The sequence below is a fragment of the Paenibacillus oleatilyticus genome (assembly GCF_018998565.1).
In the GTDB taxonomy this organism is placed as follows: Bacteria; Bacillota; Bacilli; order Paenibacillales; family NBRC-103111; genus Paenibacillus_G; species Paenibacillus_G oleatilyticus.
Genome location: NZ_JAHNZO010000015.1, coordinates 17,000 through 42,783, shown reverse-complemented (window position 1 = coordinate 42,783; position 25,784 = coordinate 17,000). Strand labels below are relative to the sequence as shown.

22 protein-coding genes are annotated in these 25,784 nt (G+C 58.4%); 14 read left to right on the top strand and 8 right to left on the bottom strand.

Annotated elements, in window-relative coordinates; genetic code table 11:
* Nucleotides 1-47: 47 nt before the first annotated feature.
* A complete protein-coding gene (locus KQX66_RS19625) occupies nt 48-959 on the bottom strand; it encodes a LysR family transcriptional regulator (protein ID WP_216794506.1) in 912 nt (303 codons plus the stop codon).
* A gap of 164 nt (nt 960-1,123) precedes the next feature.
* On the opposite strand from KQX66_RS19625, the gene KQX66_RS19620 reads away from it, so the two are divergent.
* Nucleotides 1,124-2,398: an MFS transporter gene (locus KQX66_RS19620; protein ID WP_306665883.1), complete on the top strand. Its 1,275-nt coding sequence runs from the start codon at nt 1,124-1,126 to the stop codon at nt 2,396-2,398.
* Nucleotides 2,399-2,557: 159 nt separating this feature from the next.
* Here the strand turns inward: KQX66_RS19620 and KQX66_RS19615 are convergent, their stop codons facing one another.
* The 3 genes from KQX66_RS19615 to KQX66_RS19605 all read right to left on the bottom strand — a co-directional run bounded on the left by KQX66_RS19615 (nt 2,558) and on the right by KQX66_RS19605 (nt 5,603).
* The gene (locus KQX66_RS19615) at nt 2,558-3,115 is read right to left on the bottom strand and encodes a PadR family transcriptional regulator (protein WP_216794505.1); all 558 of its coding nucleotides are present in this window, start codon (nt 3,113-3,115) and stop codon (nt 2,558-2,560) included.
* A 199-nt stretch (nt 3,116-3,314) separates the two neighbouring features.
* Nucleotides 3,315-4,616 (bottom strand): hypothetical protein, encoded by a 1,302-nt coding sequence (locus KQX66_RS19610; RefSeq protein ID WP_216794504.1) that lies wholly within the window; start codon nt 4,614-4,616, stop codon nt 3,315-3,317.
* Between the two features lie 300 nt (nt 4,617-4,916).
* The gene (locus KQX66_RS19605) at nt 4,917-5,603 is read right to left on the bottom strand and encodes a DUF3995 domain-containing protein (RefSeq protein WP_216794503.1); all 687 of its coding nucleotides are present in this window, start codon (nt 5,601-5,603) and stop codon (nt 4,917-4,919) included.
* A gap of 373 nt (nt 5,604-5,976) precedes the next feature.
* Between KQX66_RS19605 and KQX66_RS19600 the strand changes: the two genes are divergently transcribed.
* From KQX66_RS19600 to KQX66_RS19560, 9 genes are all read left to right on the top strand, one after another.
* A complete protein-coding gene (locus tag KQX66_RS19600; RefSeq protein WP_216794502.1) occupies nt 5,977-6,975 on the top strand; it encodes a P1 family peptidase in 999 nt (332 codons plus the stop codon).
* Entirely contained in the window at nt 6,972-8,717 is a 1,746-nt protein-coding gene (locus KQX66_RS19595) for a CocE/NonD family hydrolase (protein WP_216794501.1), read from the top strand. Before KQX66_RS19600 ends, KQX66_RS19595 begins: the two co-directional genes overlap by 4 nt.
* Nucleotides 8,718-8,748: 31 nt before the next feature.
* A complete protein-coding gene (locus tag KQX66_RS19590; protein ID WP_216794500.1) occupies nt 8,749-9,441 on the top strand; it encodes an HAD family hydrolase in 693 nt (230 codons plus the stop codon).
* A gap of 57 nt (nt 9,442-9,498) precedes the next feature.
* Nucleotides 9,499-11,073 carry an ABC transporter substrate-binding protein gene (locus KQX66_RS19585; RefSeq protein ID WP_216794499.1) on the top strand — a complete coding sequence of 525 codons (1,575 nt, stop codon included), beginning with the start codon at nt 9,499-9,501 and terminating at the stop codon, nt 11,071-11,073.
* Between the two features lie 15 nt (nt 11,074-11,088).
* Nucleotides 11,089-12,036 (top strand): ABC transporter permease, encoded by a 948-nt coding sequence (locus tag KQX66_RS19580; RefSeq protein ID WP_216794498.1) that lies wholly within the window; start codon nt 11,089-11,091, stop codon nt 12,034-12,036.
* A gap of 9 nt (nt 12,037-12,045) precedes the next feature.
* The gene (locus KQX66_RS19575; protein ID WP_216794497.1) at nt 12,046-12,855 is read left to right on the top strand and encodes an ABC transporter permease; all 810 of its coding nucleotides are present in this window, start codon (nt 12,046-12,048) and stop codon (nt 12,853-12,855) included.
* Nucleotides 12,856-12,869: 14 nt separating this feature from the next.
* Nucleotides 12,870-13,892, top strand: a complete 1,023-nt coding sequence (locus KQX66_RS19570) for an ABC transporter ATP-binding protein (protein WP_216794496.1) — start codon at nt 12,870-12,872, stop codon at nt 13,890-13,892.
* Nucleotides 13,879-14,844 carry an ABC transporter ATP-binding protein gene (locus KQX66_RS19565; protein WP_216794495.1) on the top strand — a complete coding sequence of 322 codons (966 nt, stop codon included), beginning with the start codon at nt 13,879-13,881 and terminating at the stop codon, nt 14,842-14,844. Before KQX66_RS19570 ends, KQX66_RS19565 begins: the two co-directional genes overlap by 14 nt.
* Before the next feature lie 282 nt (nt 14,845-15,126).
* On the top strand, nt 15,127-16,302 hold the full coding sequence (locus KQX66_RS19560) for a HEAT repeat domain-containing protein (protein ID WP_216794494.1): 1,176 nt from the start codon (nt 15,127-15,129) through the stop codon (nt 16,300-16,302).
* A 493-nt stretch (nt 16,303-16,795) separates the two neighbouring features.
* On the opposite strand, the gene KQX66_RS19555 is transcribed toward KQX66_RS19560, so the two are convergent.
* Entirely contained in the window at nt 16,796-17,746 is a 951-nt protein-coding gene (locus KQX66_RS19555) for an MBL fold metallo-hydrolase (RefSeq protein WP_216794493.1), read from the bottom strand.
* 254 nt (nt 17,747-18,000) lie between these two features.
* Here KQX66_RS19555 and KQX66_RS19550 point away from each other — a divergent pair, with 254 nt between their 5' ends.
* A complete protein-coding gene (locus tag KQX66_RS19550) occupies nt 18,001-18,426 on the top strand; it encodes a universal stress protein (RefSeq protein WP_216794492.1) in 426 nt (141 codons plus the stop codon).
* A 290-nt stretch (nt 18,427-18,716) separates the two neighbouring features.
* Here the strand turns inward: KQX66_RS19550 and cysK are convergent, their stop codons facing one another.
* A complete protein-coding gene (cysK, locus tag KQX66_RS19545) occupies nt 18,717-19,655 on the bottom strand; it encodes a cysteine synthase A (protein ID WP_216794491.1) in 939 nt (312 codons plus the stop codon).
* A gap of 246 nt (nt 19,656-19,901) precedes the next feature.
* Between cysK and KQX66_RS19540 the strand changes: the two genes are divergently transcribed.
* The 3 genes from KQX66_RS19540 to KQX66_RS19530 are packed head-to-tail and all read left to right on the top strand — an operon-like array spanning nt 19,902 to nt 23,350.
* Nucleotides 19,902-21,371: an aminotransferase class I/II-fold pyridoxal phosphate-dependent enzyme gene (locus KQX66_RS19540; protein WP_308647251.1), complete on the top strand. Its 1,470-nt coding sequence runs from the start codon at nt 19,902-19,904 to the stop codon at nt 21,369-21,371.
* Between the two features lie 20 nt (nt 21,372-21,391).
* On the top strand, nt 21,392-22,609 hold the full coding sequence (locus KQX66_RS19535) for a cysteine desulfurase (RefSeq protein ID WP_216794489.1): 1,218 nt from the start codon (nt 21,392-21,394) through the stop codon (nt 22,607-22,609).
* A 24-nt stretch (nt 22,610-22,633) separates the two neighbouring features.
* Nucleotides 22,634-23,350: a YggS family pyridoxal phosphate-dependent enzyme gene (locus tag KQX66_RS19530; protein WP_253957289.1), complete on the top strand. Its 717-nt coding sequence runs from the start codon at nt 22,634-22,636 to the stop codon at nt 23,348-23,350.
* Between the two features lie 81 nt (nt 23,351-23,431).
* On the opposite strand, the gene KQX66_RS19525 is transcribed toward KQX66_RS19530, so the two are convergent.
* Nucleotides 23,432-25,174, bottom strand: a complete 1,743-nt coding sequence (locus tag KQX66_RS19525) for a sigma-54 interaction domain-containing protein (protein ID WP_216794488.1) — start codon at nt 25,172-25,174, stop codon at nt 23,432-23,434.
* Nucleotides 25,175-25,482: 308 nt separating this feature from the next.
* Complete coding sequence (locus tag KQX66_RS19520; protein ID WP_216794487.1) at nt 25,483-25,758, bottom strand: hypothetical protein; 276 nt, start codon at nt 25,756-25,758, stop codon at nt 25,483-25,485.
* Between the last annotated feature and the right edge of the window lie 26 nt (nt 25,759-25,784).

The window sequence follows — 25,784 nt, the reverse complement described above, 5'->3', positions numbered from 1 at the left end:
GCCCGGCGCTATCACCGGTATGAGGCTTTTGAGCTTGCATGCACGGCTTAACCTGCATACTCTTCGTAGGACCAGTCCTTCGCATGTTTCAGCGTGATTTCGATAAACGCGGCCAAGGCCGGGGAGAGCCATTTGTTTTTGTGATAAATCATTTGGGAGAACACCTTGCTGAGGCTTCCTTCGAACGGAATAAGCTTAAGTTTATGGTCGCGCAGCTCTTCCATTACGGCCAGCAGGGGCAGGCAGGCGAAGCCCAAGCCGCTGGCGACGCAGCGCTTCATCGCTTCGATGCTCCAGAGCTCCATAATGTGCGAGGGGGTAATGTGCCTGTCTCGCAAATACTCTTCAAACATTGTCCGGTAGCTGCAGTCCCGCTCGTTGGCGATGAGGCATTCCTCCAGCGTCCGGTTGTGATAACGGCTGTCCAAGGTGGTGATCGGATGATCGGGACTTCCGATGATGACAATCGGCTCTTCCGCTAACGGATGCACGACCAGATCGCTCTCCTGAAGCTCCGGAACGATGAGAAAGGCGACATCCGCGTCCCCGCTCAGCAGCGCTCTTTTGTTGGCTCCGCACGTCGCGTTGCTCAGCCTGATGCTGACGTGCGGAAATCGTTTTCGATACTCTCTTAAAACCGGCTCCAGGCGATAGACGGTCAGCGATTCCGGAGCGGCAATCCGCAGCTCACCTTTCAACTCTCCCGTTTCGTTAGCCATATTTTCGATTTTCTCATACGTTTTTAGCATTTCCTGCGAATACTGCAAAAGGCGGCTGCCGGTTTCCGTCAAGCGGATTTTTCGTCCCAGCCGGTCAAATAAAGGGGCGCCCAAATGGGTTTCCAGCGCTTGAATGTGCGAGGTGACGGTGGATTGGGTGTATCCCAATTGCTCGGCCGCATGGGTGAAGCTGCCGCATTCGATAATTTTTTTGAACGTGATAAAATGACGTATTTCCATGATTACACCAGCCTTACGGTGAGGTCTGGTTCCATACTATCATAAAAATCAATGGATTGGTTCGATAATTTCAATTTTACCGATGCTGCGAATTGTCGTATCGTAATAATACCCTGCAAAGGGGTTAACGGTAGAACGCATTTTGTTGACAAGGAGGGTGGATGATGATGAAAAGCGGATCGGAACCATCCAAAATGTATTATGGGTGGGTCGTCGTCCTAATCGTGTTCGTAACCTTGCTGATATCGGCGGGAATCCGCTCCGTGCCAAGCCTTTTTATGCTGCCTTTTCAAGAAGAGTTTGGCTGGAGCCGCTCCGATATATCGACAGTCGTAGCGACCAATATTCTCTTGTACGGCTTGATCGGACCTTTTGCGGCGGCATGGATGGAAAAGCTGGGGATTCGCCGGACGATGGCGATCTCGCTGCTGCTGCTGGCCGTGAGCCTGTCCTTGACCCCCTTCATGACTTCCTTGTGGCAGTTTGAGCTTGTATGGGGCATCGTGGCGGGCATCGGGACGGGTACCCTCGCCAACGTGCTTGGCGTAACGGTAGCCAACCGGTGGTTTGTCAAACGAAAAGGGCTCGTCGTGGGAATGCTTACTGCAAGCGCGGCTACGGGACAGCTGCTGTTCCTGCCTCTGCTTGCCAAAATAACGGAGGAGCTCGGCTGGCGGTATTCCGCTTATGCGGCAGTAGCCGCCCTCCTGATATTGCTGCCGATAGTCGTCATCTGGATGCGGAATCATCCGTATGAGGTGGGCGCCGCGCCTTATGGCGAGGAGCAATTGGTGAAGCCGAGTCCGTTTCGCGGAAACTTGTTTCTGGAGCCGCTAATCTCGCTTCGTTTGGCTTCTCGCAGCTTAACCTTTTGGCTGCTGGCGGGCACGTTCTTTTTCTGCGGCTTCACAACGAACGGCTTGATCGGGACGCACTTGATTCCCGCCTGCGGCGATTTCGACATCTCAATGGTGACCGGGGCCGGACTGCTCGCGCTGATGGGCGTTTTTGATCTGGTGGGCACTACGCTGTCGGGCTGGCTCTCCGACCGTTTCGACAACCGGTGGCTGCTGTTCTGGTATTATGCGCTCCGGGGGCTTTCGCTTATTTACCTGCCTCAGGCGCTGGGGCTAGGTCCGACGCATCTGCTTGTGTTCGCCGTGTTTTACGGCCTCGATTGGATCGCGACCGTCCCGCCGACCGTGAAGCTTACGACGGATGCTTTCGGCAAAGAGCGCGCGGGTATGATTTTCGGCTGGGTTGTGGTCGCCCACCAGATCGGCGCGTCGACGGCCGCCTATTCCGCGGGTGTTTTGCGCGATTGGCTGGGCAGCTATACGCTGCCGTTTATGTTGGCGGGCTTAACCTGTTTCATCGCGGCTTTCATGGCTGTGAGGATTCAAGCCGCCAGCCGGCGGAAAATCGCTGCGGCCGGCTGACGATGCAGCAGGGTCATGCGTAAACGTCGGGGAGCAAACGTGGTTTCTTTCAGGACGACGGATGCTGGGAGCTGTTCATCGCATCCGCTCCTTTTCGATCGTTTCGATAGGGAATGCAACGAATTATGCAGTATTGTATAAATTCGCATTAAGTTCGGTTCAGAACAGCAAGCCTTGCTCGAGTTTGTTGATCATGCCTTCGATCCACCGCAGCTCGGCTTCCAGCCGCGCCGAGAAGAGCCGCAAATTTTCGCTTAAATAATGCGGAGAATTGGCGGGAAAAAGGTTGAAATCGGCGGTGGCTTTAAAGCTCTCAATATCGGCGCGGAGCAGGTTGATCCGATGCCGGAAGGCGCCGAGCAGATGCTCCTTCGAAATGCGGTTCATGAACATCAGCGCGATGTGGAACGAATCGAACTCCGGCTTGTATTCCCATATGGCCTTGTCCAGCAGCCGCTCGAATTCCTGCTTTCCCTTCTCGGTAACTTGGTAAGCGATTCGGGCAGGCCCTTTTTTATTTTCGATGATTTGCTCGGAGGAGGCCGTTTCCGCAAGCCCTTCGGAAGCCATTTTATTCAGCGCAAAATAGATGGACCCGTAAGCGATGTTCGCCCACTTGCCGGCATGCCAAATTTCCAGCTCCTTGCGCACATCGTATCCGTGAATCGGTTGACGTTTGAGCAGAACGCCCAAAATAAGCAGACGGGTTGACGACATAATCCGTGTCCCTCCCGAATGGACAATTATACTTATTGATCATAAGGCAAATGGTTGTTTTTGCAAAATTTTCCCAAATGCAAATATTGAAAGCAATATGTTCATGGAAAAACATTCTTAGGCACAAGGGTGCCCCCTCAAGGAGCCTGCCGCTCGATCGGCGTATGCTCGGAGGGGGCAGCTTTTGTTTTGGCGATCGTTATCTTTTGATGCCGTGCCGCTTCTCCAGATGCTCCGCATGGGTGCGCAAATAGGAGTGCGGCCCGAAAAACTTGTCGTAATAGTCCAAGTCGAGATGATGCGTCTGCAAATACATCAGCGAGTACACCGACGGCACGGTGGCCGGGAATTTGCCGAACGTGTCGTACACATACTGCGCGATATGTGCCACGGCGGCGCGGAACTGCTCGTCGTGCACCTGCGCGCTGCTTCTTACTTTGCGCGGGTCCTTCCATGGTCCCGGCGTGTCCGGATGGAACGGGCCGTTCGGGCCGAACTTGCGCTCGCAGAATGCGTCGACGGCGGCGCGCATGTCTTTGAAATGAGGCGGCGTGTACGAGACGAATACGCCTTCGAGCCCGGTCGGATTCGGCAGCGGCCAGCGCTCGTCCGTATCGTACCGGAAGCCGAGCCCGGGCACCTCCGGGTCGCCGCTTGCGCCCAGCACCGTCAGCCGGTCGATGCCGTCGAACATCCAGCCTCCGAGCCCGAGCGCCTGCTGCATCAGCATACCCGCGTAGGTAGCCGTGGACAATTCGGCCGACAACTCGGCCAGCGAATATTGGTCCAGGAACGTCAGCGGCAGCGGATTTTCCACGTCGATGATGTCGGCGAATGGCTCGAGTCCCGGGATTTTCCGGTGGTTCACGTCGTCGTAGATGCTCAGCCCGTTCTGCACATAAAAGCACAGGTTGGCAATCGTATGCTGCGCCAGATCGCCGACGGGAAACGCAAGGAACGTGCCGGGCCGATTGGCGACCCAAGAATTGTGCCCTTCCATGTAGGGCTCATAGTTCGGAATGTGCAGCCGCTTGTTCGAAATTTTGCGGATGCGCTTTTTGTACTTGTCGATGAGTTCGGTGATGCTGTGCCGGCCGTCTTCTTGACGCTCCGCTTCCGGTTTGGCGTCTCTCGTCTGGAAAATATACGTTCCCGTATCGTCCGTGAAAAAGATTTCCGACGTATGGAAGCCGGCGGCCGAAGGGAACGTCCTTCCCGAAGCCGATCCGGAATAATTGGATAAATGCGGTTTATACCGGTCGTGCCGGGTGACGGAATGGTGCCATCCGGTGACGCCCCCGACCGCAAGCAATATGAGCAGCTTCTCAAGATTGTCGAGCGGCAGCGGCTCATGCTCGGATGTATAGGCGAGCGTTCCGTCCGGAATTTCCGCCCCCCGGAAAAAACGCCGGGAACGTCGGCCGAACAGCGCTTCCACCAAGGGAAATTCGGCGATTTCCTTTAACCATTGCTCGTCGATTTCGATGTTGTCTAGCGACATGCTAATCCCTCCGCAGCAGATGAAATAAATGAGTTCATAAAAAAAGACATCAATGCACCGAGCCGCGAAGCGGGAAAGCTTCGAAGGCGTAGCACAATCATGTCTCTCCAGTGGACTGGTCGATGATTAATAATGATGATTAATAATTTCGATGGAAATACTAGGAATACGAATCATCTGTATCATAATCCGGGCTTGTTTTCGTTGTCAATGCCAAATTTGCTGTAAAAACCTTGTACCGTCTAAGACGGACAAAGCAGCCGCTTTTTTGGCAGCTGCGTTTTCCGCTGTTGTGAGTGGTTAAAAGCTTATTTTATCGACAAAATCAAAGGCGATCGAGCACGTGAACAGCATGGTCAGGAGGACGACGAATATCAAGTAAAGCGTCGTGCCGCGTCGCAAAGCGGGCAATGAAACACCGGAAGCCTGCGCGTAGTGAGCGGCCGTTAAGCCGGACAATAGGCCCATAACGAGAAACCACGGCTCGTAAACCAGCAGATCCCATAAAGCCATGCTGTGTAGATCGATGTCGATCCAGTACTGCTCCGGCAGGTTGATGGCGATGATACCGGCTAGAAAAAGGGCTCTCGTGACGATTCCGGCCGCTCCATGCGCAAGCAAGAAGGCTGTGCAGAGGAGGGTGGGGATTAAAATAACCGCTCGGGGGATCGGTTTCCCCGCAATCCACGGCACCCATGCCGGAACGGTCCGTCCCCATGGCTTGACGAGACCAAGCAGTATAAATCCGCATATCAAGATCAATACGCCCGCAAGATAGCTTGCCATATATAACCCCAGCTCAGGGTTTCTGGGCTGCCCCGACATGCCTATTGCTCCTCCGGCCGCTTGATAGAACCGGACGAACACCGCATAGACGATCGCCCAAACGCAGCCGGCGTAAGCGGGCCATACCGCCCTCTTGGTGAATCGTTCGAAGGCGCTCCGTTTTGGGGCTAAAGCCATGTCATTCATGGTAGTTTGCTGCATGGAGATACGCTCCTTTCTTATTCGGCCAGAGCATGTGCTAGGGAATCCCGGCCCGGCCGGCGAAGCTTTTTGATGGCGACATCCTGATGATATACCGGAGAAGTCGTTTTGTGACGCGTCTGCAGATCTGTTTACCCGCAGGTCCGGAGGTCCGTTTGCGAACAGGAAGGTAGGATGAGCGAGCCAAATTGAGGAGTTAAAAGGATATTGACCGGAAGTTGAGAGCTGTGCTAGTATGGATGTCAAAATAACCGACTAAATCGATTGGAATTTAAAAAGCGACCGGACAACCGGAGATGTAGTTTGCGCCTTGGGGCGAGCTGCATCTTTTTTTTGTGCTTTTTTGTTCTTGAGATGTCTTGGAGGCGATGAGATGACAACGGCGGGTTCGCTTGTGGATGTACCCGGTACGAAGGTGGGACATGCGCATGATCCCCGGGCATGGACGGGCTGTACAGCCATTGTATGGGAGAAGGGGGCGCTGTGCAGCGTCGATGTGCGCGGCTCGGCGCCCGGCACGCGGGAGACCGATTTGCTGGACCCGACCTGCCTGGTGGACCGCGTGCATGCGATCTGCCTAAGCGGAGGCTCGGGCTACGGCTTGGACTCGGCGACAGGCATAGCCGCCTATTTGGAGGGGCGGGGGATCGGCGCTGACGTCGGCTACGGCATCGTGCCGATTGTCCCGGCCGCCGTGCTGTTCGATTTGTCCGTCGGCGATCCGAAGGTCCGGCCCGATAAGGCCATGGGCTATGCGGCGGCGAGCCGCGCCACGGACGCTCCGGTGCAGGAGGGCAACGTCGGCGCGGGCTGCGGCGCTTCGGTCGGGAAGATTGGCGGGTTCGCCAAAGCGATGAAGTCCGGGCTCGGCTCGGCCTCCGTCCGGCTGCCCGGGGGGCTGGTGATCGGGGCCGTCGTTGCCGTGAACGCGCTTGGCGAAGTGCGGGACCCCGCGACCCGTGAAGTGCTGGCGGGACCGCTGAGCGCGGACGGCCGTCTGGAGGACAGCCACGAGCTGCTTATCCGCAAGCCCTTCTCGTTTACGGAGGTGCCGAAGGGCACCAACACGACGCTGGCCGTCGTCGCAAGCAACGCCAACCTGACGAAAGCCGAGCTCAAGAAAGTGGCGGAGATGACGCACGACGGCTTCGCCCGCACGATCTATCCGGTCCATACGATGTACGATGGCGATGCCGTATTCGCGGCCTCGACCGGCGGGGTGGACGCTTCGGTCGACGTCGTCGGGGCGGTGTCGGCGCAGGTCGTGGCGGAAGCGATCGCGCGCGCCGTCCGGTTGGCGGAGGGCGGGGGTGGCTTGCTGTCGCACCGGGATCTCAAAAACGTACGGCAGGGAGACGGAATCAAGCTATGACGAATCGGATACCGATAGACCAAATCATCACGGAAAAACATGTTCCCGTGCCGATGCGCGACGGCGTGACGCTATACGCCGACATTTACCGGCCGGATTCGCCGGAGCGGCATCCCGTGCTGCTGATGCGGACACCGTACAATAAGGCCGACGCGCAGACGATGAATTATGCGCATCCGTCCTGGTATGCACAGCACGGCTATGTCGTGATCGTGCAGGACACCCGCGGACGGTGGGAGTCGGAAGGCGAATTTCAGCCTTACCGGACGGAAGCGGAAGACGGATATGACACGATCGAATGGGCGGCCGGGCTGCCCTATGCGCTCCCGAAGGTCGGGATGTACGGCTTCTCGTACGCCGCCGCCGTGCAGTGGCTGGCGGCGGACAGCCGGCCTCCGCACTTGACCTGTATCGCGCCAGCGATGATCGGGTCCGATTCGTATCAAGGGAAAACGTACCGCAGCGGCGCGTTCGCCTTGGCCAGCATCCAGTCGTGGGTATTGTTCGTCGCCCAGGACACCGCGCTGCGTAAGGGCCGGACCGATTGGGCCGCCGAGCTCGCGGCAAGTCTGGCCGGCATCCATGGGGTGTACCGTTCCTTGCCGCTGAAGCGGACGGCGGCGATCCGCGAGGAGCTGGCGCCTTATTACCGGGAATGGCTGGAGCATCCCGTCCGCGGCCCGTATTGGACGGCCCGCTCACTGCGGGAGCGGTACGGCGCGATTGAAGTGCCTGCGCTGCATGTCGGCGGCTGGTACGATCTGTTCGTCGACGGTACGATTGAAAATTTTAACGGCGTGCGGGCGCAGGGAGCGACGGCTCAGGCGCGGGACAATCAGTACCTGATCGTCGAGCCGTGGTACCATATGCCGTGGTCGAGGTACGTGGGCGAGCTTGATTTCGGGCCGGAAGCGGCCAACCGGATCGACCGGCTGCAGCTCGAATGGTTCGGCCGCTGGCTGAAGGAAGATGCCTCGCAATGGAGCGGCGTCGCTCCGGTTCAATACTTCGTCATGGGGGACAACCGCTGGAAGCAGGCGGAGCAGTGGCCGCCGCAGTCTGCGGCGGAGACGCCCTTTTATTTGCGCAGCGCAAGCCGGGCCAACTCGGTGAGCGGCGACGGCGCGTTAACCGAGGAGCCGCCCGAAGCCGAGCATCCGGACACGTTCGTCTACCATCCGTCGATTCCGGTGCCTGCGCTCGGAGGGCGGTCGGGCGCTGTGCCGGAGCTGACCCCGATGGGGCCGAAAAACCAGCTGCCCGTCGAGGTGCGCAACGACGTCCTGGTCTATACGTCGGTGACGCTTGAGGAAGAGGTCGCCGTTGAAGGAAACGTAACGGCCGTCCTGTACGCGGCGACGACGGCGGAGGACACCGATTTTGTCGTGAAGCTGGTCGACGTTCACCCGGACGGCCGGGCGTACAACATAGCGGAGGGCATCGTGCGAGCCTCCTTCCGCCATTCGCTGGAGCATCCGCAGCCGGTAACGCCGGGAGAAATCGTCCGCTACGAAATTCCGCTCGGTCCGACGGCGATCGTGTTCAAGAAGCGTCATGCGATCCGCGTGGACGTAACCAGCTCGCTGTTCCCGACGTTCGACCGGAATCCGAACCGGTTTATGCCGCCGGGGGAAGCAACGGAGGCCGACTTCGCGACCGCGACGCAAACGGTCTATCATGACCGGCTGCATCCATCGCACGTGCTGCTGCCGATCGTCCGGTCGGCGCAAGAAACAAGATAAAGGAGCTTTGATACATCATCGGGAGGAACCCATGGGCAAATCGTTCGTTTGGTTCGATCTGGGCTACACGCTCGTTTATCAGCAAAGGGAGGAGGTCTACCGGCAGTTTGTGCGGGAGCAGGGGGCGGACGTTCCGTTAAGCGAAGTGGAACGGGCGTACCACTTGACCGACAAGCTGTTCATGCGGGAATATCCGGGGGCGCTGGGCAAAGAAGCGCAGACGTTTTTTCCTTGGTATTTGGGTGTCGTGAACTACAGACTTGGCTTTCACTTCGACCTACACAGGCAGTGCGGGCGTATGCGCGAAATTCAGGGCTTGTCGCAGCGGAAATGGCTGTCGTTCCCGTATACAAGCACGGTGCTGGAACGGCTGAGAAAGCATGCCGTCGGCGTAGGCCTCATCAGCAATTGGGACGCGACAGCACGGCACGTGCTGGAGGATAACGGGCTGATCGGCTACTTCGACCACATCGTCATTTCATCCGAGGTCGGCTCGGAGAAGCCGGGCAAAGAAATTTTCCTCTGCGCTCTGAGGGCGGCGGACGTTTCGCCTGACGATTGCCTGTACGTCGGGGACAATTATTACGACGATGTCGTCGGCAGCTCCCGGGTCGGCATGGACGCGGTGCTGATCAACCGGTTCGGCCGGCTCGGGATCGAGGAGCTTGTCCACGAGCCGACGATCGCTTCCATCGAGGCGGTGCCGGACATCGTGCACAGGTAAAAGGCCGGATTGGCGGATCATCAAAATGAGGCAAGAACGAGCGGGGGGACATGCACAATGAAACGTCAGCGAAATAATAGAAAGCTTTTTACGGCCATGACTGGTCTGGCAATTATGATTCTGCTTGCCGCATGCAGCGGAAGCGGCAAGCCTGCGGCGGGCTCGGGCGGAGAAACCGCGCAGCCGGCCAAGGCGGCCGGGGCCGGGGAAAAAGTCAACGGAGGCAGCGTCGTCGTCATCGTTCCTCAAGACCCGGACTATCTGGACCCGCATCTGGCGGTAGCCGCCGGCACGTCGGAAATGATGTTCAACGTCTACGAAGGCCTGCTGAAGCCGAACGAAAAAGGCGAGATTTACCCGGCTATTGCCAAGTCCTACGATATTGCACCGGATGGGCTGACCTACACGTTCAAGCTGTGGGAGGGCGTCAAGTTTCACAACGGAAACGCGGTGACGGCCGAGGATGTCAAGTATTCCTACGAACGTCTGGCCGGCAAAGAGACAGGCAAGCCGCTCTCGCCCGCGTTCGCCAGCGTACAGTCGATCGAAGCGCCGGATGCGGTGACGGTCGTGATCAAGCTCAAGGAAAACAATGCGTCGTTCCTGACCTCGCTGACAGCGTCCGTCATTCCGAAGGGTTACCAAGACGCCAACAAAAAGCCGGTCGGCACCGGCCCGTTCCGATTCGTCGAATATTTGCCGGGACAGCGCCTCGTCATCGAGAAAAACAAGGACTATTACGTCAAAGACGTGCCGTCCCTGGATAAGGTCGAATTCCGCATCATTCCGGATCAGGAAGCGGCGCTCGCGGCCTTGAAGTCGGGCGAAGCGGACATTTTCCCCCGCATCGGCACGGAAAAGCTGGAGGGGCTCGGCCCCGAATTTCAAACCATCAGCGCGCCGCAAAACCTCGTGCAGCTCATGACCTACAATATCGCGAAGAAGCCGTTCGACGATATCCGGGTGCGGCAGGCGATCAACTACGCGGTCGACCGGGACGAGATCATCAAGGGCGTCGCGCTCGGCAAAGGCACGAAGCTCGGCTCGAACATGAGCCCGATCATGAGCCGGTATTATTTGGACGGCCTGCAGGACACGTACAAATACAGCACCGAGAAGGCGAAGAGCCTGCTCGCCGAGGCCGGCTACAAGGACGGCTTCTCCGCGACGCTGTCCGTGCCGTCCAACTACCAGTTCCACGTCGATACGGCGCAGGTGATCGCGCAGCAGCTCGGCAAAGTCGGCATCAAGCTGAAGATCGAGCCGGTCGAATGGGCGGTATGGCTGGACCGGGTGTACAAGGGCCGGGACTACGATCTGACGATTATCGGGCTGGACGGAAAGCTCGATCCGAACGACATTTTGAACAAATACGCATCGGATTCCAAAAACAATTTCTTCAATTACAAAAGCCCGGAATTCGACAAAGCGTTAAAGCAAGGCTTGACCGAGCTCGATCCGAACAAACGGGCGGAGGCGTATAAGCAGGCGCAGACGATTCTAACCAAGGAGGCTGCGGCCGTCTACATCATGGACCCGAACCTCAACGTTGCACTCAAGAAGACGCTGTCCGGCTATAAGCAGTATCCGTTGTATGTGCAGGATATGTCGTCGGTTTATTTGACCCGGTAGCAGGAGAGAGCGCCGATGGACTACAGATATGTGACGCGCCGGATCATAACGCTGCTTTTGACCGTCGTACTCGTCATTTTGCTGACGTTTTCCGCTTTTCGGATCATTCCCGGCAATCCGGCGCTGGCGATCCTGGGGACGGAAGCGACCCCGGAGCAGGTGGAGGCGCTGCAGGCCAAGCTGGGTGCGGACGTGCCGCTGTTCGAGCAGCTTGCGCGGTGGCTGAAAGGCGTCGCGGTGCTCGATTTCGGGGAGTCGCTGCGCTTCGCCACGCCGGTGCTGGACTTGATCGGCGGGCGCATCCCCGTCACCTTGTCGCTGGCGCTAATGTCGCTTGCGATGACGGTCGTCGTCTCGATCCCGCTCGGGATTGCAGCAGCGCGGGCGCGGGGAAAAGCGGCGGACCTGATCGTCTCGATCGGGACGCAGCTCGGGCTGGCCGTGCCGTCGTTCTGGTCGGGCATCGTCCTTATTTTGCTGTTTGGCCTGACGTTAAAATGGGTGTCCGTGAGCCGCTTCGTCCCTTGGTCGGAGGACCCGTGGCTTGCGTTCAAATCGCTGCTGCTGCCCGCCGTGGCCGTCGCGGTTCCGCAAATCGCCATCGTGGTGCGGTATTTGCGGACGACGATGCTGGAGCAGCTCGGTCTCGATTACGTGCGGACCGCTTACAGCAAGGGGCTGACGGAGTTTACGATCCATTACAAGCACGTGCTGAAAAATGCGCTGATTCCGGTGATCACGGTCGTCGGCATGAATTTCGGCGAAATTCTTGCGGGGAGCCTGGTAATCGAGCAGGTATTCACGCTCCCCGGGATGGGCCGGCTTCTTATTACGGCGATCGCCAACCGCGATTATCCGCTCATTCAAGGCATGGTCGTGCTGATTGCATTTGCCGTTATATCGATTAATTTTCTCGTCGATCTGTCCTACCGCTGGTTGGACCCCAAAATTCGCTTAAAGTAGAGGGGCGCCATGAACAAAAGAAACCGCATCACGTTATGGCTCGGCGTGACGCTCGTCGCTTCCTTGCTGCTGCTTATGCTCGTCAGCCTGGCGTATGTCCCTTACGGCGTCAACGAGATGGATATCGCCGGGCGGCTGCAGGCTCCGGGGCCCGGGCACCTGTTGGGCACGGATCAGTTCGGCCGGGACATTCTGAGCCGGGTGATGGAAGGGACGCAGACCGCATTTGCCGTCGGCGCCGTATCCGTCGCTATCGGTTTGGCCGGCGGGTTCCTGATCGGCTCGCTCGCCGGGTATTTGGGCCAATGGGCGGATGAGCTGCTTATGCGCCTTGTCGACGCCTTGATGGCGTTTCCGGGCATTTTGCTCGCGCTGATTTTCGTTTCGATCTTCAAGCCGAGCTTGTTCCAAACGATGATCGCCATCGGCATCTTGTCCGTGCCGTCGTTCGCCCGCGTCATCCGCAGCGGCTTCCTTCAGCTCAAGGAAGCCGAATTCGTCAAGGCGGCGCGGGGGATGGGGGCCGGGCACGCGTCCGTCATCGTCCGCCACATCGTGCCGAACATGCTGTCGTCCGTCATCGTGACAGCTTCGCTCAGCTTTTCCACGGCGATTTTGGTGGAAGCGGCGCTGAGCTACCTCGGACTCGGCGTCCAGCCGCCGGACCCGAGCTGGGGACGCATGCTGAACGAATCGCAGAGCTACATCGGCAAAGCCCCGTGGTTTACGCTCGCCCCGGGCCTGTTAATTACGGCCACCGTGCTCGGCTTTAACCTGCTCGGGGACGGCATCCGGGACTTGCGGGACCGCCGGGCCTAGAAAGGAGATGGCGCATGCCGAACTTACCGTTAGAGCAGAAGCCCTTGCTTGACATTCGGGATCTGCATGTAGAATGGACTCCCTCCGGCAGGAAGGAGGCGGCGCTGCCGGTGCTTACCGGAATATCGCTTGCCGTTTATCCGGGTGAAGTGGTAGGAATCGTCGGAGAATCGGGCTGCGGAAAAAGCGCGCTGTCCTTATCCGTCGTCGGGTTGCTGCCCCGCGCGATGCGCGTCGCGCAAGGGGAAATCTGGTACCAATCCGCGCCTGTTCACCAGCTCGGCCAAGAAGAGACACGGCGTCTGCGCGGCAAAGAAATCGCGATGGTGTTCCAGGACCCGATGACGTCGCTCAATCCCGCCTTATCCGTCGGCGAGCAGCTGACAGAAATGCTGCGGCTGCATCTGGGGCTGACGCGGCGGGAGGCCAAGGCACGGGCGGCGGACCTGCTGCGCAACGTCGGGCTGCCGCGCCCAGAGGCGCTGCTGTCCGAGTATCCGCACCGGTTCTCCGGAGGAATGCGCCAGCGGGTCATGATCGCAATGGCGCTCTCGTGCCGTCCGCAGCTGTTGATCGCCGACGAGCCGACGACGGCGCTCGATGTGACCATTCAAGCGCAAATCTTGGAGCTGCTGAAGCGGATCAGCGCCGAGGAACGGACGGCGATTATGCTCGTTTCCCACGATCTCGGTATCATTGCCGACATGTGCGACCGGATTGCCGTCATGTACGCGGGACAAATCGTGGAGGAGGGCCCGGTGGAAGACATTTTTGATGCGCCCCGCCATCCGTATACGATCGGGCTCCTGAATTCGATCCCTTCGCCGGCGAAGAAGAAAGAGCGGCTCTACTCGATTCCCGGAACCGTTCCCGCGCTCCACGAGCGGGGCGGGAGCTGCCGGTTTTATTCCCGCTGCCCGCAAGCCTCGGACCGCTGTCTGGCCGAGCTGCCTGGGCTGACGGACCTGAACGGACGGCATGCCGTCCGCTGTCTGCTCGCCGTGCCGGGAGGGGGTACTTCTCATGCCGCCGGTTGAGCCTTTGGTGGAAATCGAGCAGCTCGTGAAGCATTACGTCCAGGGCGGCTTATGGGGGTGCAGGCAAGTGCTGCGCGCCGTCGACGGCGTATCGCTATCGATCCGCAAAGGCGAGACGCTCGGGCTTGTCGGCGAGAGCGGCTGCGGCAAATCGACGACCGGGCAGCTGGCGGCCCGGCTGCTTGCGCCGACCGGGGGCGCGATGCGGTTCAAGGGGACCGACGTCCGGGAGCTTCGCGGCGGCGCGGCGAAGGCGCTACGCAAGCAGATTCAGTACGTGTTCCAGGATCCGTACACGTCGCTGAACCCGAGGCATCCGGTCGCCGCGCTCCTTGAGGAGCCGCTTCGGATTCACGGCATCGGCAGTCGGCGGGAGCGACGGGAGCAGGTGCGCGACATGCTGCGGACGATCGGGCTCGACGAGCCGTACGAGCGCGCCTATCCGCACGAGCTGAGCGGCGGCCAGCGGCAGCGGGTGGGCATTGCCCGGGCGCTGATGCTGCATCCGGAATTTTTGATCCTGGATGAGCCGGTCTCCGCGCTGGACGTCTCCGTGCAGTCGCAAATTTTAAATTTGCTGAAAGACTTGCAGCAGCGGCTGGCGCTGACCTATTTATTCATTTCCCACGACCTTCACGTCGTGCATTATATGAGCGACCGGGTGGCGGTCATGTACCTGGGCAAGATCGTCGAGCTGTCGGACGTTGACCGGATTTACGAGCGGCCGCTTCATCCTTACACGCAGGCTTTGCTGTCGGCGATTCCGTCGGAGCATCGGGGGCGGAAACGGGAGCGGATCGTGCTGGAGGGCGAGCTTCCGAGTCCGCTGGCGGTGCCGCAGGGCTGTGCGTTTCATACGCGCTGCCCGCTTGTGCAGGAGCAATGCCGGATGGCTGCGCCTTCGCTGCGCACGGTCGAGCCGGGGCATGAGGTCAGTTGTCACCTGGTTTAGCGGCATCCGGATGTACATGCGGACAAAAACAATATCGGCGGCGCGGTCCAATACGCGGTGTTTGGTCACGTGCCTTACCGGAAACGGGCATCGCCTCGGTCAGACGGAATTCGTCTGCGGCTGCCTGGGAGACAGCGAGGGGGTGGCGGCATCCGGACGACGTCGGGCGGGAGCTGCCGCACGCTTTTACGACGATCGAGATCGGCTGAGTTTGCAAAAAAACTTGAGTCTGCGCCCGTTTCCCAGTATATTTGGGATATCCATATTTCACGGGGGTAGAACATGAGTCGAAACGACGAACTGACCGGGTATGGCCGCCATCATCTCCAGATGGAATCGTACGGAGCGGCCGCCTTTTGCTTTTATCGGGCTATAAAAGAAAACGAATTCAACGGAAACGCGTGGAACGGACTCATTCTTTCGCTCAGTCTGATGCGCCGGGAAGAAGAGATCCGTACGACGCTCGCCCGCTTCGCTTTGCAGCCGGGGCTGGATTTCGACCGCGATTTGCTGACCTTCGTCTTCATGATGTGGCAGCAAAATCCGCGCGCTTTGGCCGAATGGCTGCGCCGGGTCGTGCAATTCAACGGCATCCCCGAAAAGGACCAGCTGGCGTTCACGGAAATTGCGGAGGACGCGGAGCGGGCTTACGAGGATCTGGTCGCGAAGTACGGCGCGGAATCGCTGCACAGCCGCGGCATGCTGACGCTGGAAGAGTATGCGGCGCGTCCGATTCAATTGGACTGGCTGCTGGAAGCGCCGGTTGATACGATTTACGAGCAGCTGCAGTGGTGGCTTGAAGATAAGGACTCGGCGCTCTCGGCGGTACGTCTGCTCTGTATGCTGCCCGACACGCGAAGCGAAAAGCTGCTGCGCCGCGTCTGCCGGAACGTCGCCATCGAGCCGAAGGTGCGGACGCACGCGCTGCTGGCGCTCCGCTGGCTCGGCGTCCGCGGCAATGCAAAGCTGTACAAGTTCAACGAGTCGTTCGTCATCGACTTGGATAACCCGAAGCCGGAGCTGACCATTTCCGTTCCGGCCGTTTACAAGCCTGCGCTGGACCGCGTGAAGCTGTGGGCGGCCAAGGAGAAGGGGCTCGTGACGCCGGAGGTGTACGAGCAGTACGCTTCGACGGACGAGGTGCAGCTGCCGCCCGAGATCGTCGAGAAGCTGGACGAGGCAGAGGTTCCGCCGCTGCTGCAGGAAGTGTCGCACGCGCTCATTCGCGCCGCTCATGACGAATACTACCCGCTAGTGCCGACGATCAGCGGCACGCGCCAATGGAGCGCCGCGCTGCTCATGCTGATGAAGGATTATGCCGTCGGCATCGGGGAAGAGTGGCCGTATGGCGAGCCGGAGCAGGACGAAACGGCGAAGCAGCATCGCAACTGGCTGCTGAGCGCGAGCCCGGATTTTTATCCGAGCATCGAGGAAGTGCGCAAGTTGAAAGAAAGCTGATTCGTGCGGCTGTGCCCGTCGCTGATGAAGGCGGGGCGGTAGTACGACCTGTATGCTGCGGAAGAAGCGGGCAGGGGACGGATTGCCAACGCCTGGTGCAAGAGGCTGGCGCTGTCATTGGAATGCAGCGCCGCGAAGCGCCCGGAGGGCATGGCAACGCTGCATGATGGACGGTTTGACTTGTCGCACGACCCGTTCAGCCTAAGCTGGGAAAATAAAGGAACTGCGATGCGTTAAGCAGGGCGTTCAGAGTGCTCGTGGAGGTATAGAGGAACTGCGATGCTCTATCCTTGTCGAAAAACATACGTTCGCTCTAAGTTTGGGCCGATAGCGCACCTGGAGTTCCGCTAATTGTTCCAGCCCTGACCGCTTGCATAGATTAACGCATGCGTGTTCCGCTATTTTTTTCGAATCGCTGCAATAGAAAAAACGCCAGCCGAGATGACGGTTGGCGTTTTAGTTTGTGTTGGCGAGTAGGAAGACCGCCGGGCGGTCAAGACGAGGCGGAAGCGCCCAAATCCACCTGCAGCAAATCCCGGCCCACCGTAATCGGTCCGCCATAAATCTCGCTCATGCCCCGGATGTAGGCCGCTTCCGCTTCCGGCGTTTTGGCCGGAGCCGGAATATGGTGGGTGAGCAGCAGATGCTTGACGTTCGCCTGGCGGGCGATTTCGGCCGCTTGCAGCGTCGTCGTATGGTATTTCGCCGGATTGCCGAGGCCTGTCGCCTGCTCCGGATACATCGTAATCAGGGCATCGAGCCATTCCTTGTTGTAAGCTTCGTGAACGAGCAGGTCGGTTCCTTGGGCGTAACGAACCATATTGTCTACCGGAAGCGTATCTCCCGAGATGACGGCCGATTGCCCATTGTATTCGAATTTGTAGCCGACAGCCGGGTATACCGGACGATGGTCGACCTCAAAGGCCGTAATCCGGATGCCGTCCCGATCGTATACGACGCCTTCGTTGCATTCGTGATAGTCGATGCTCGAACCACCCAGGGCGGACTTGTTGTAATTGATTCGCAGATCGACGTCGAAGGCGAACGACGCTTCCATTTTTCCGATAATGTCCCGGGTCGTTACCGGGCCGTACACCTGCATCGGCACCGTGCGGTTCTCGTAGACGGCGCCCGGGACGACATGCGTTCTCCAACTGCTGATGAACACGTCGAAAAAGCCGGAGTTGTGATCGCTGTGGTGATGCGTGAACAGCACGTCCGAAATGCGCTGGGGCATAATGCCGGCCAGAAGAAGCTGGCCTACGGTTCCCGCTCCGCAATCGACGAGGAAGACTTTGCTGCCGGCGAGCACGGCCACCCCCGGTTTGGCGACCCCGTAGACCGCCCGCGGCGATCCGGTCCCGAGTAAAATGACTTTTAAATGCTCATGAAAATCGGGCACGAGTTTTTCCTGCCCTTGAATGTGCTTGGCGAGGTCTGTCAATGAAAAAGCCCCTTCCCGTGTGTAAAATGCAAGCTTGGCTTCCTGTCGTAAATCTATTATAGAGCATGAGGTCTGCGCTTACCATACAAATCATTTTGGAATAGTCGGAATTATCGAGAGGGCTTTCCGTCAGGCTGGCTTGCGGCACTGCGGTCCTGCCGATGGCGGCGCTTGGACAAGCTTTTCTTATTTGCCCGTCAGGTGTGCTATACTTGTTATATTGCCTGCTATCGATTTCCGAAAGGATGGTTGCCATGTTTACAAGTATATTGGTTGCGTACGACGGTTCCGAGCTGTCCCAAAGAGCCTTGGCTAAAGCGAAAGAGCTGGCGGGAGAGTCGAACGCCAAGCTTGAGGTCGTTCATGTGCTGCATCATCCCGTTGTCGTCATCGGCGAAGCGGTCGTATCTCCTCCGCGAAGCTATGAAGAAGAGTACATACAGCATGCGCAAGCTCTCATCGACCAAGCGAACCGGGAAATCGCCGGGCTTCCGAACGCGAAAGCCAGCTTGCTGCAAGGCCAGCCTGCGGACTCCGTTCTGGATTATGCAGGGGAGATCGGGGCGGATCTTATCGTGATCGGAAGCCGGGGCTTGTCCGGCCTCAACGAATGGGTGCTCGGAAGCGTGAGCCATCATGTCGTGCAGCATGCCCGGACTCCCGTCCTTGTCATCAAATAGGGTCATGTCAAAGCGCGTTATGACCGGCAGTTGTGAAAAATAAAGCGGTTGACAGACCGGGACAATGTCCGATAAGCGTTATTCGTATTTAATTTATCGGAAGTGTTGCATATTTATCGGATCGCCAGGGACCGGAGCCTGAGATGAAGGCTGCCAGGTCTCTTTTTTAGATTCCGGGGGTAGGACTGCTGGAAGCTGGCGGCAGACCACACGGTAAATAAAGAAGACGTGCGCCGGAACCGCAATCGCCTCGGCGATCGTTCCGCGTACGTCTTCTTTATGATGCACAGCTATTCTTCCTGATACAGGTCGGTCGACAAGTACCGCTCGCCTGAATCCGGCAGCAGCACGACGATCGTTTTCCCCTCGTTCTCGGGCCGGATCGCCAGCTCCGTAGCGGCAAAGGCCGCAGCGCCCGACGACATGCCGACCAGCAGTCCTTCCTGCTGCCCCAGCAGTCTGGAGGTGCGGTAAGCGTCGTCCGTGCGCACTTTGACGATCTCGTCGACAACGGACCGGTCGAACACTTCCGGCACGAAGCCCGCGCCCAGCCCCTGAATGCGATTAGGTCCCGGCTTGCCGCCGGACAGCACGGGCGAATCGTACGGCTCCACCGCAACGATGCGTACGGCCGGATTGTGGCGCTTCAGCACTTCGCCGACGCCCGTCACCGTTCCGCCGGTCCCGACGCCTGCGACAAAAATATCGACTTTGCCGTCCGTGTCCGCCCATATTTCCTCAGCTGTTGTCTTCCGGTGGATCGCCGGATTGGCCGGGTTATTAAACTGCTGGGGGATGAACGAATGCGGCGTTTCCGCCGCCAGCTCGTCCGCTTTGCGGATCGCGCCTAGCATCCCTTCGCCACCCGGCGTCAGCACGACCTCGGCGCCGAACGCCTTCAGCAGATTGATCCGTTCCCGGCTCATCGTATCCGGCATGGTCAGGATCAGCTTGTAGCCCCGAGCGGCCGCTACGGATGCGAGGGCGATGCCGGTATTGCCGCTTGTCGGCTCAATGATGACGGACTCCTGCGGACGAATGAGTCCCCGTTCCTCCGCGTCGATGATCATGGCGTAGCCGATCCGGTCCTTGACACTCCCGGCCGGATTGAAAAATTCCAGTTTGGCCAGCAGCGTCGCTTTTAATTCTTGTTTTTTATGATAATTGGACAATTCCAGCAAAGGGGTATTCCCGATCAGATCCGTTAAGTTTTTTGCGATACGGCTCATCTGTATTCCTCCATTCATTCCGATTAACCCTATTCTTTTAATTACAATATATCATGATACTGCAACAATGATCGCGAGGTCAAACAACACCCGGACGGCCAAGGCTGCTGCGGCATAAAAAACGGTTGAACGATAGGTTCAATCTATGATTATGATACGAATAATTGAATTGAACGATAGATTTGGCGGGCTTATACTGGACTCCGTAAGTATATCATCCAGAGAGAAAGAAAGGGAATCTTCATGATCGATCATCAGCGTACGCCGCTGTTTTCCGCCTTGCTGGAGCATGCGCAAAGACAGCCGCACCAATTTCATATCCCCGGGCACAAAAAAGGAGAGGGGATGGAAAGCGGCTTTAAATCGTTTATCGGCGACAACGCCTTGTCCATCGATCTGATCAATATTGCGCCGCTGGACGATTTGCACCAGCCGACGGGCGTCATCGGGGAAGCGCAGCGCTTGGCGGCGCTCGCCTTCGGGGCGGATTATACGCTGTTCTCGGTGCAGGGCACGAGCGGTGCCATCATGACCATGATCATGACCGTCTGCGGACCGGGGGACAAAATCATCGTGCCGCGCAATCTGCATAAGTCGATTTTGTCCGCCATTATTTTTTCCGGGGCCAAGCCGGTGTTCGTGTCCCCGGAGCGGGACAAGAAGCTTGGGATCGACCACGGGATTTCCGTCCGCTCGGTGAAAAAGGCGATCGAGATGCACCCGGACGCCAAAGCGGTGCTTGTGATCAATCCGACCTATTTCGGCGTCTGCACGAATCTGCAGGCGATGGTCGAGACGGCCCATCGCTACCGTATTCCGGTGCTGGTGGACGAGGCGCACGGGGCGCTGCTCCATTTTCACGACAAGCTGCCTATGTCGGCGATGCAGGCAGGAGCCGATATGGCGGCGACCAGCATGCACAAGCTCGGCGGCTCGCTGACGCAGAGCTCCCTGCTGCATGTGCGGGAAGGGCTCGTCTCGGTCAAGCGGGCGCAGACGCTGTTCAGCATGCTGACCACGACGTCGACCTCGTACATCCTGCTCGCATCGCTTGATGCCGCCCGCAAAAATCTCGCCACACGCGGGAGGGAAATGGCCGAACGGACCATTCGGCTGGCCCAGGAGGCCCGGCGGAAAATTAACGAGATTCCCGGGCTGTTCTGCTTCGGCGAAGAGATTTTGTGGACGGAGACGGCATACGATTTCGACCCGACCAAGCTGACGATCCATGTGCGGGGGCTCGGCATGACCGGGTACGAAGCGGAAAATCGGCTGCGGGACCGGCATAATCTGGAGGTGGAGCTAAGCGACCTGTACAACATCCTGTGCCTGATCACCCCGGCGGACACGGAGGAATCGATTGCCGTGCTGCTGCGGTCGCTGGAGGAGCTTGCCAGGGAGCGGGGCAGCGGGCGCCAAGCGGCGGAGCGCGACATCCGTCTGCCGGATATCCCCCAGCTCTCGTTAACGCCGCGGGACGCGTTCTACGGGGATACGGAGAAGATTCCGTTTCGGGAATCGGCCGGCCGCATCATCGCGGAATCGATCTACGTATACCCGCCGGGCATCCCGATCCTGCTCCCCGGGGAAGTGATCGGCGAGCGGCATATCGATTATATCGCCGACCATCTGGAGGTCGGGCTTCCGGTGAAGGGACCGGAGGATTTGACGCTGCGCGAGGTCAAGGTCATCATCGAAGCGAACGCGATTTTTTAAAGGAAAAGGAGGGGAGCCGGATGAACGTTTCGGCCTTGCGCGAATGGTTTCCGATCTTGAAGCAGCAGGTGAACGGGTATCCGCTGACGTATTTGGACAGCGCGGCTTCGGCGCAGAAGCCGGTTCAAGTTATCGAAGCGCTGAAGCGCTTCTACGAATGGGACAACGCGAATGTGCACCGCGGGGTGCACACCCTCGGCTCGCGGGCGACCGAAGCGTACGAGGGGGCGCGCGCCAAGGTCGCGCGTTTTGTGAATGCTGCCTCGGAGGCGGAAATCGTCTTTACCCGCGGGACGACATCGAGCATCAACCTGGTCGCCACCGGATATGCGAGGACGATGTGCAGGGAAGGGGACGAAATCGTCCTTACCCCGATGGAGCATCACGCCAACCTTATCCCGTGGCAGCAGGCGGCCAAGGCGACAGGGGCGATATTGAACTATATTCCACTGCAGGAGGACGGCACGCTCTCACTGGAGGACGTGGCGAGAACGGTTACTTCCCGAACGAAAATCGTCGCCGTCTCCCATATCTCCAACGTGCTCGGCGCCGTCAATCCGGTCAAGAGGATCGCCGAGATTGCGCACCGGTGCGGGGCGAAGCTGCTCGTCGACGGAGCGCAGGCCGTCGCGCACGGGAAAGTGGACGTGCAGGAGCTGGATTGCGACTTCTATGCGTTCTCCGGGCACAAGATGTGCGGTCCGACCGGCATCGGCGTGCTGTACGGGAAACGGGCGCTGCTGTCGGCGATGGAGCCGGTCGAATTCGGCGGCGAGATGATCGGCCATGTCGATCTGCGGGAAGCGACGTGGAAGGAGGCGCCGTGGAAGTTCGAAGCGGGCACGCCGATCATTGCCGGAGCGGTGGGCCTGGGCGCGGCGATCGGCGTTTTGGAGCAAATCGGCATGGATGCGATCGAGCAGCACGATCTGGAGCTGACCGCATATGCGGTGGCCCGGATGAAGCGGATCGAAGGCTTGACGATCTATGGCCCGACGGAGGAGCGCATCGGGATGGTGACCTTTAACCTGGACGGCATTCACCCGCACGACCTGGCGACGGCGTTGGATGCGTACGGGGTGGCCGTACGGGCGGGGCATCATTGCTGCCAGCCGCTGATGAGATGGCTCGGGGCACAAGCGACCGCCCGGGCGAGCTTTTTTGCCTACAATACGGAAGAGGAAGTCGACCGGCTGGCGGAAGGGCTGTACCGGGCCAAGGCGTATTTCGCGGATTAACGGCGCATTCAGGCGGTGGAATCCATGAAGAAGGAGGGGCTGGCGATGGACGCCATATCGTCTAATATAGCCGCGGTCGAACACCGCATTCAGGCAGCTTGCCTTCGCGCGGGCCGGCGCCGGGAGGACGTCGGGATCGTCGCCGTTACGAAATACGGCTCCGCCGATTTGACGGCGAGGATGCTGCAGCTTGGGATGATGCACATCGGCGAAAACCGCTGGCAGCACGCGCAGCCGAAGTGGGAGGCGCTGGGAGATCAAGGCATCTGGCATTTTATCGGCCATCTGCAAACGAACAAAGTAAGGGACGTCGTCGGCAAGTTCGCGTATATCCATTCGTTGGACCGGATGTCGCTGGCGACGGAAATTCAGCGAAAAGCGGACGCTTTAGGCGAACCGGTCCGCTGCTTCATTCAAGTGAACGTGTCCGGGGAAGAGAGCAAATACGGCCTGCCGCCGGAAGAGCTTGTTCCGTTCACGAGGCAGGTGTCCAAGCTGGACGCCGTGCAGGTGGTCGGCTTGATGACGATGGCTCCGCTGGACCGGGATGCCGAGGCGGCCCGGCCCGTATTCCGCGGGCTGCGGCAGCTCCGCGACGAGCTGAACGAAGCGGGCGCGCTCGGGTACGAAGTCCAGCACTTGTCAATGGGCATGTCCGGCGATTTTGAAGTCGCGATTGAAGAAGGCGCTACCTGGCTCAGGCTCGGCTCCGTCCTGTGTAAGCAGGAAGGCCAAGCCTGACGCAAAAAAAGCGGCAGCCCCGCAGGGCGGCATCGTCATGCCCTCGGAGTTGCCGCTATTATTTTTCAGCCGGGAGCCGGGTTATCCCAAATGAAGCTCCTTCATTTTGTTGTACAGGGTACCCCGGGAAATGCCCAGCAGCTTGGCTGCGGCGCTCTTGTTGCCGAGCGTCTTGGCCAAGGCGTCTTCGATTAACGATTTTTCCTCTTCCTCGGTATTCCGTGTTTTCAATATTCGCAGCTGCTGGTCGGGCTGCTCCGCTTTGGGCTTGTCCAAGTGCGGCTGCTCCTTTTGCAGATGCGGAGGGAGATTGGTCATCGTAATACGTTCGTTTTCGCTGAGTATCAGGCATCGCTCCACGACGCTCATCAGCTCGTTAATATTCCCCGGCCAATCGTAATTGGAGAACGCGAGCATGACCTCGGGATCGAGCTGCGGAACCGGCTTTTGATACTGCAGCGCGAATTGTCTGACGAACGTTTGAACAAGCGAAGGGATGTCTTCCTTTCGCTCGCGAAGCGCGGGCAGCGCGATGGAAATGACGTTCAGCGCGTAATATAAATCGGACCGGAACAGCTGCTTTTCAACCATCTTCTGGAGATCCCGATCGGTCGCCGCGATGATGCGGGCATGCACCGGAATCGGCGCGGTCCCGCCCGTCCGGACGACCGTTTGCGTCTGAATATACTGCGACAGCTTCGCTTGAATGTCGGGCGGCAGCCGGTCGATCTCGTTCAGGAACAGCGTGCCTTGATCGGCCAATTCCAATTTACCGGCGCTGCCGGTCGGATTTCCCGAGAAGGCGCCCCCCTGAAAGCCGAAGAGCTCCGTTTCCAGCAATCCGGCCGGAACGGAACCGCAATGCAGCGTCATGAACGGCTTGTCGGCCCGCGGGCTGGCTTGATGGATCACCTGGGCAAGCTGTTCCTTGCCGACCCCGGCTTCTCCAATGACCAGCAGAGGATTTTCGGCCCCGGCCACTTTGCGCGCCAGCCGGATCGCATTGCCGATGAGTTCGCCTTTGCCCTTGATGAAGGAAAAGGGGTCCTCCTGGCTCGCCTGTTCGTCGAAGCGTGCCATATGGGTCGAAGAAAGCTCGTCGTTCAGACGGACCAATTGGGTGATGTCCTGCTCCGTGGCAATCCCGCCGATAATATGGCCGTTATAATCCACAACGGGAGAAGCGTTAACGAGCACGTGATTGCCGGGACGCGGACGGTGATACGTATTCCGGATCATCCGGCCTTCGTCCAGCATCCGGAGCACCATAAGCGCTTCCGGCTGGAAATGCTCGCCGATGCGTCTTCCCAATATATCTTTCTTGGCGATGCCGTATGTCTCTTCGGCGACGGTATTCCAGCAGATGACCGTGCCGGTTTGGTCGACGACCGTGACCGCATCGGTTACCGTTTCGGCCAGCGTGAAGAAGTAGGAGGCAAGCCGCTGCTGTTCCTTATAAACGAATGCCAGCAGCTCGGCTATATAACTGTAGCCGACCACGGTGCCGTCCGCTTCCCGGAAAACGACAGGCCGCTGGGTCGCGGCCGGCAGCCGCATGAAGCTTTCATAGTTCCCGGCGGCGGCTTCCGAACAGAGGAGAACGGATGACAGCAAATTCGGGCTGCCGGGCAATTCGTCGACCGTTTTGTCGTGCCCGTGCTCGAAAAGCCAAAGGTCCCCGGCGGTAAACAAGTAAGCGCCGCTATCCTTCAGGATGCAGACAGCGGCGTCCTGACGCAGACGTGTCGAAATTTCGCCGATTGTCGAGCGAAGAGGAAGCATATGCAGTTGTCGATGAATAGGTAATTGTTCAGCATTGAACATAGGCAGCCTCGCATGAGTTTTATAATAATTTAACATGAAAAAGAACGGGTTACAACCGAATGCAAGCGGCCGTCTGGATTATTCTTCATGTAAAATATGTTCATTTTTGAACATAAAAACAAGCATCGAAACTTTTTTTGTCAAAAGTATGTACAAAATGAAAACGCGTGTGTATAATCGGCTGTGTAAGCAAATTTGACACTGAAAAGGGGAGGAAATAACACTTTTTGTGGAACGATGTCTTTTCACAAATAAAAGGTCAAGTTTTGGTAAAATAAAAGGCTCGCATCTTCAACGCATCAAGCTCCTCATGCCGTCCGAAAGACGACGGTGATTCCAACAAGATTAGTTAAACGTCCATTCATCAGATTTGAAACTCCATGCGCGTAATAAATCATTACACTCCGTCTATTGAACAACCTGCTATCAACGATCCATTCACGCTTATTGCCCATGGTTGCTTTATCCGCTTCGTTCGCGGCGCGAATTGCTGTGAAACGGCCACGACCGACCTGACGAAGAACACGATAGATAAAAAGAGAGACGTATTCGTTACAGAAGGTTTGTGAAAGCGGTTGCTTCATATAAGATAAAATCTCGGGAGGTCGTT

Bases quoted from the DNA above. Each gene is read 5' to 3' on its own strand.
- KQX66_RS19625 (WP_216794506.1), bottom strand. From the start codon at position 959: ATGGAAATACGTCATTTTATCACGTTCAAAAAAATTATCGAATGCGGC.
- KQX66_RS19620 (WP_306665883.1), top strand. From the start codon at position 1,124: ATGATGAAAAGCGGATCGGAACCATCCAAAATGTATTATGGGTGGGTC.
- KQX66_RS19615 (WP_216794505.1), bottom strand. From the start codon at position 3,115: ATGTCGTCAACCCGTCTGCTTATTTTGGGCGTTCTGCTCAAACGTCAA.
- KQX66_RS19610 (WP_216794504.1), bottom strand. From the start codon at position 4,616: ATGTCGCTAGACAACATCGAAATCGACGAGCAATGGTTAAAGGAAATC.
- KQX66_RS19605 (WP_216794503.1), bottom strand. From the start codon at position 5,603: ATGCAGCAAACTACCATGAATGACATGGCTTTAGCCCCAAAACGGAGC.
- KQX66_RS19600 (WP_216794502.1), top strand. From the start codon at position 5,977: ATGACAACGGCGGGTTCGCTTGTGGATGTACCCGGTACGAAGGTGGGA.
- KQX66_RS19595 (WP_216794501.1), top strand. From the start codon at position 6,972: ATGACGAATCGGATACCGATAGACCAAATCATCACGGAAAAACATGTT.
- KQX66_RS19590 (WP_216794500.1), top strand. From the start codon at position 8,749: ATGGGCAAATCGTTCGTTTGGTTCGATCTGGGCTACACGCTCGTTTAT.
- KQX66_RS19585 (WP_216794499.1), top strand. From the start codon at position 9,499: ATGAAACGTCAGCGAAATAATAGAAAGCTTTTTACGGCCATGACTGGT.
- KQX66_RS19580 (WP_216794498.1), top strand. From the start codon at position 11,089: ATGGACTACAGATATGTGACGCGCCGGATCATAACGCTGCTTTTGACC.
- KQX66_RS19575 (WP_216794497.1), top strand. From the start codon at position 12,046: ATGAACAAAAGAAACCGCATCACGTTATGGCTCGGCGTGACGCTCGTC.
- KQX66_RS19570 (WP_216794496.1), top strand. From the start codon at position 12,870: ATGCCGAACTTACCGTTAGAGCAGAAGCCCTTGCTTGACATTCGGGAT.
- KQX66_RS19565 (WP_216794495.1), top strand. From the start codon at position 13,879: ATGCCGCCGGTTGAGCCTTTGGTGGAAATCGAGCAGCTCGTGAAGCAT.
- KQX66_RS19560 (WP_216794494.1), top strand. From the start codon at position 15,127: ATGAGTCGAAACGACGAACTGACCGGGTATGGCCGCCATCATCTCCAG.
- KQX66_RS19550 (WP_216794492.1), top strand. From the start codon at position 18,001: ATGTTTACAAGTATATTGGTTGCGTACGACGGTTCCGAGCTGTCCCAA.
- cysK (WP_216794491.1), bottom strand. From the start codon at position 19,655: ATGAGCCGTATCGCAAAAAACTTAACGGATCTGATCGGGAATACCCCT.
- KQX66_RS19535 (WP_216794489.1), top strand. From the start codon at position 21,392: ATGAACGTTTCGGCCTTGCGCGAATGGTTTCCGATCTTGAAGCAGCAG.
- KQX66_RS19530 (WP_253957289.1), top strand. From the start codon at position 22,634: ATGAAGAAGGAGGGGCTGGCGATGGACGCCATATCGTCTAATATAGCC.
- KQX66_RS19525 (WP_216794488.1), bottom strand. From the start codon at position 25,174: ATGTTCAATGCTGAACAATTACCTATTCATCGACAACTGCATATGCTT.
- KQX66_RS19520 (WP_216794487.1), bottom strand. From the start codon at position 25,758: ATGAAGCAACCGCTTTCACAAACCTTCTGTAACGAATACGTCTCTCTT.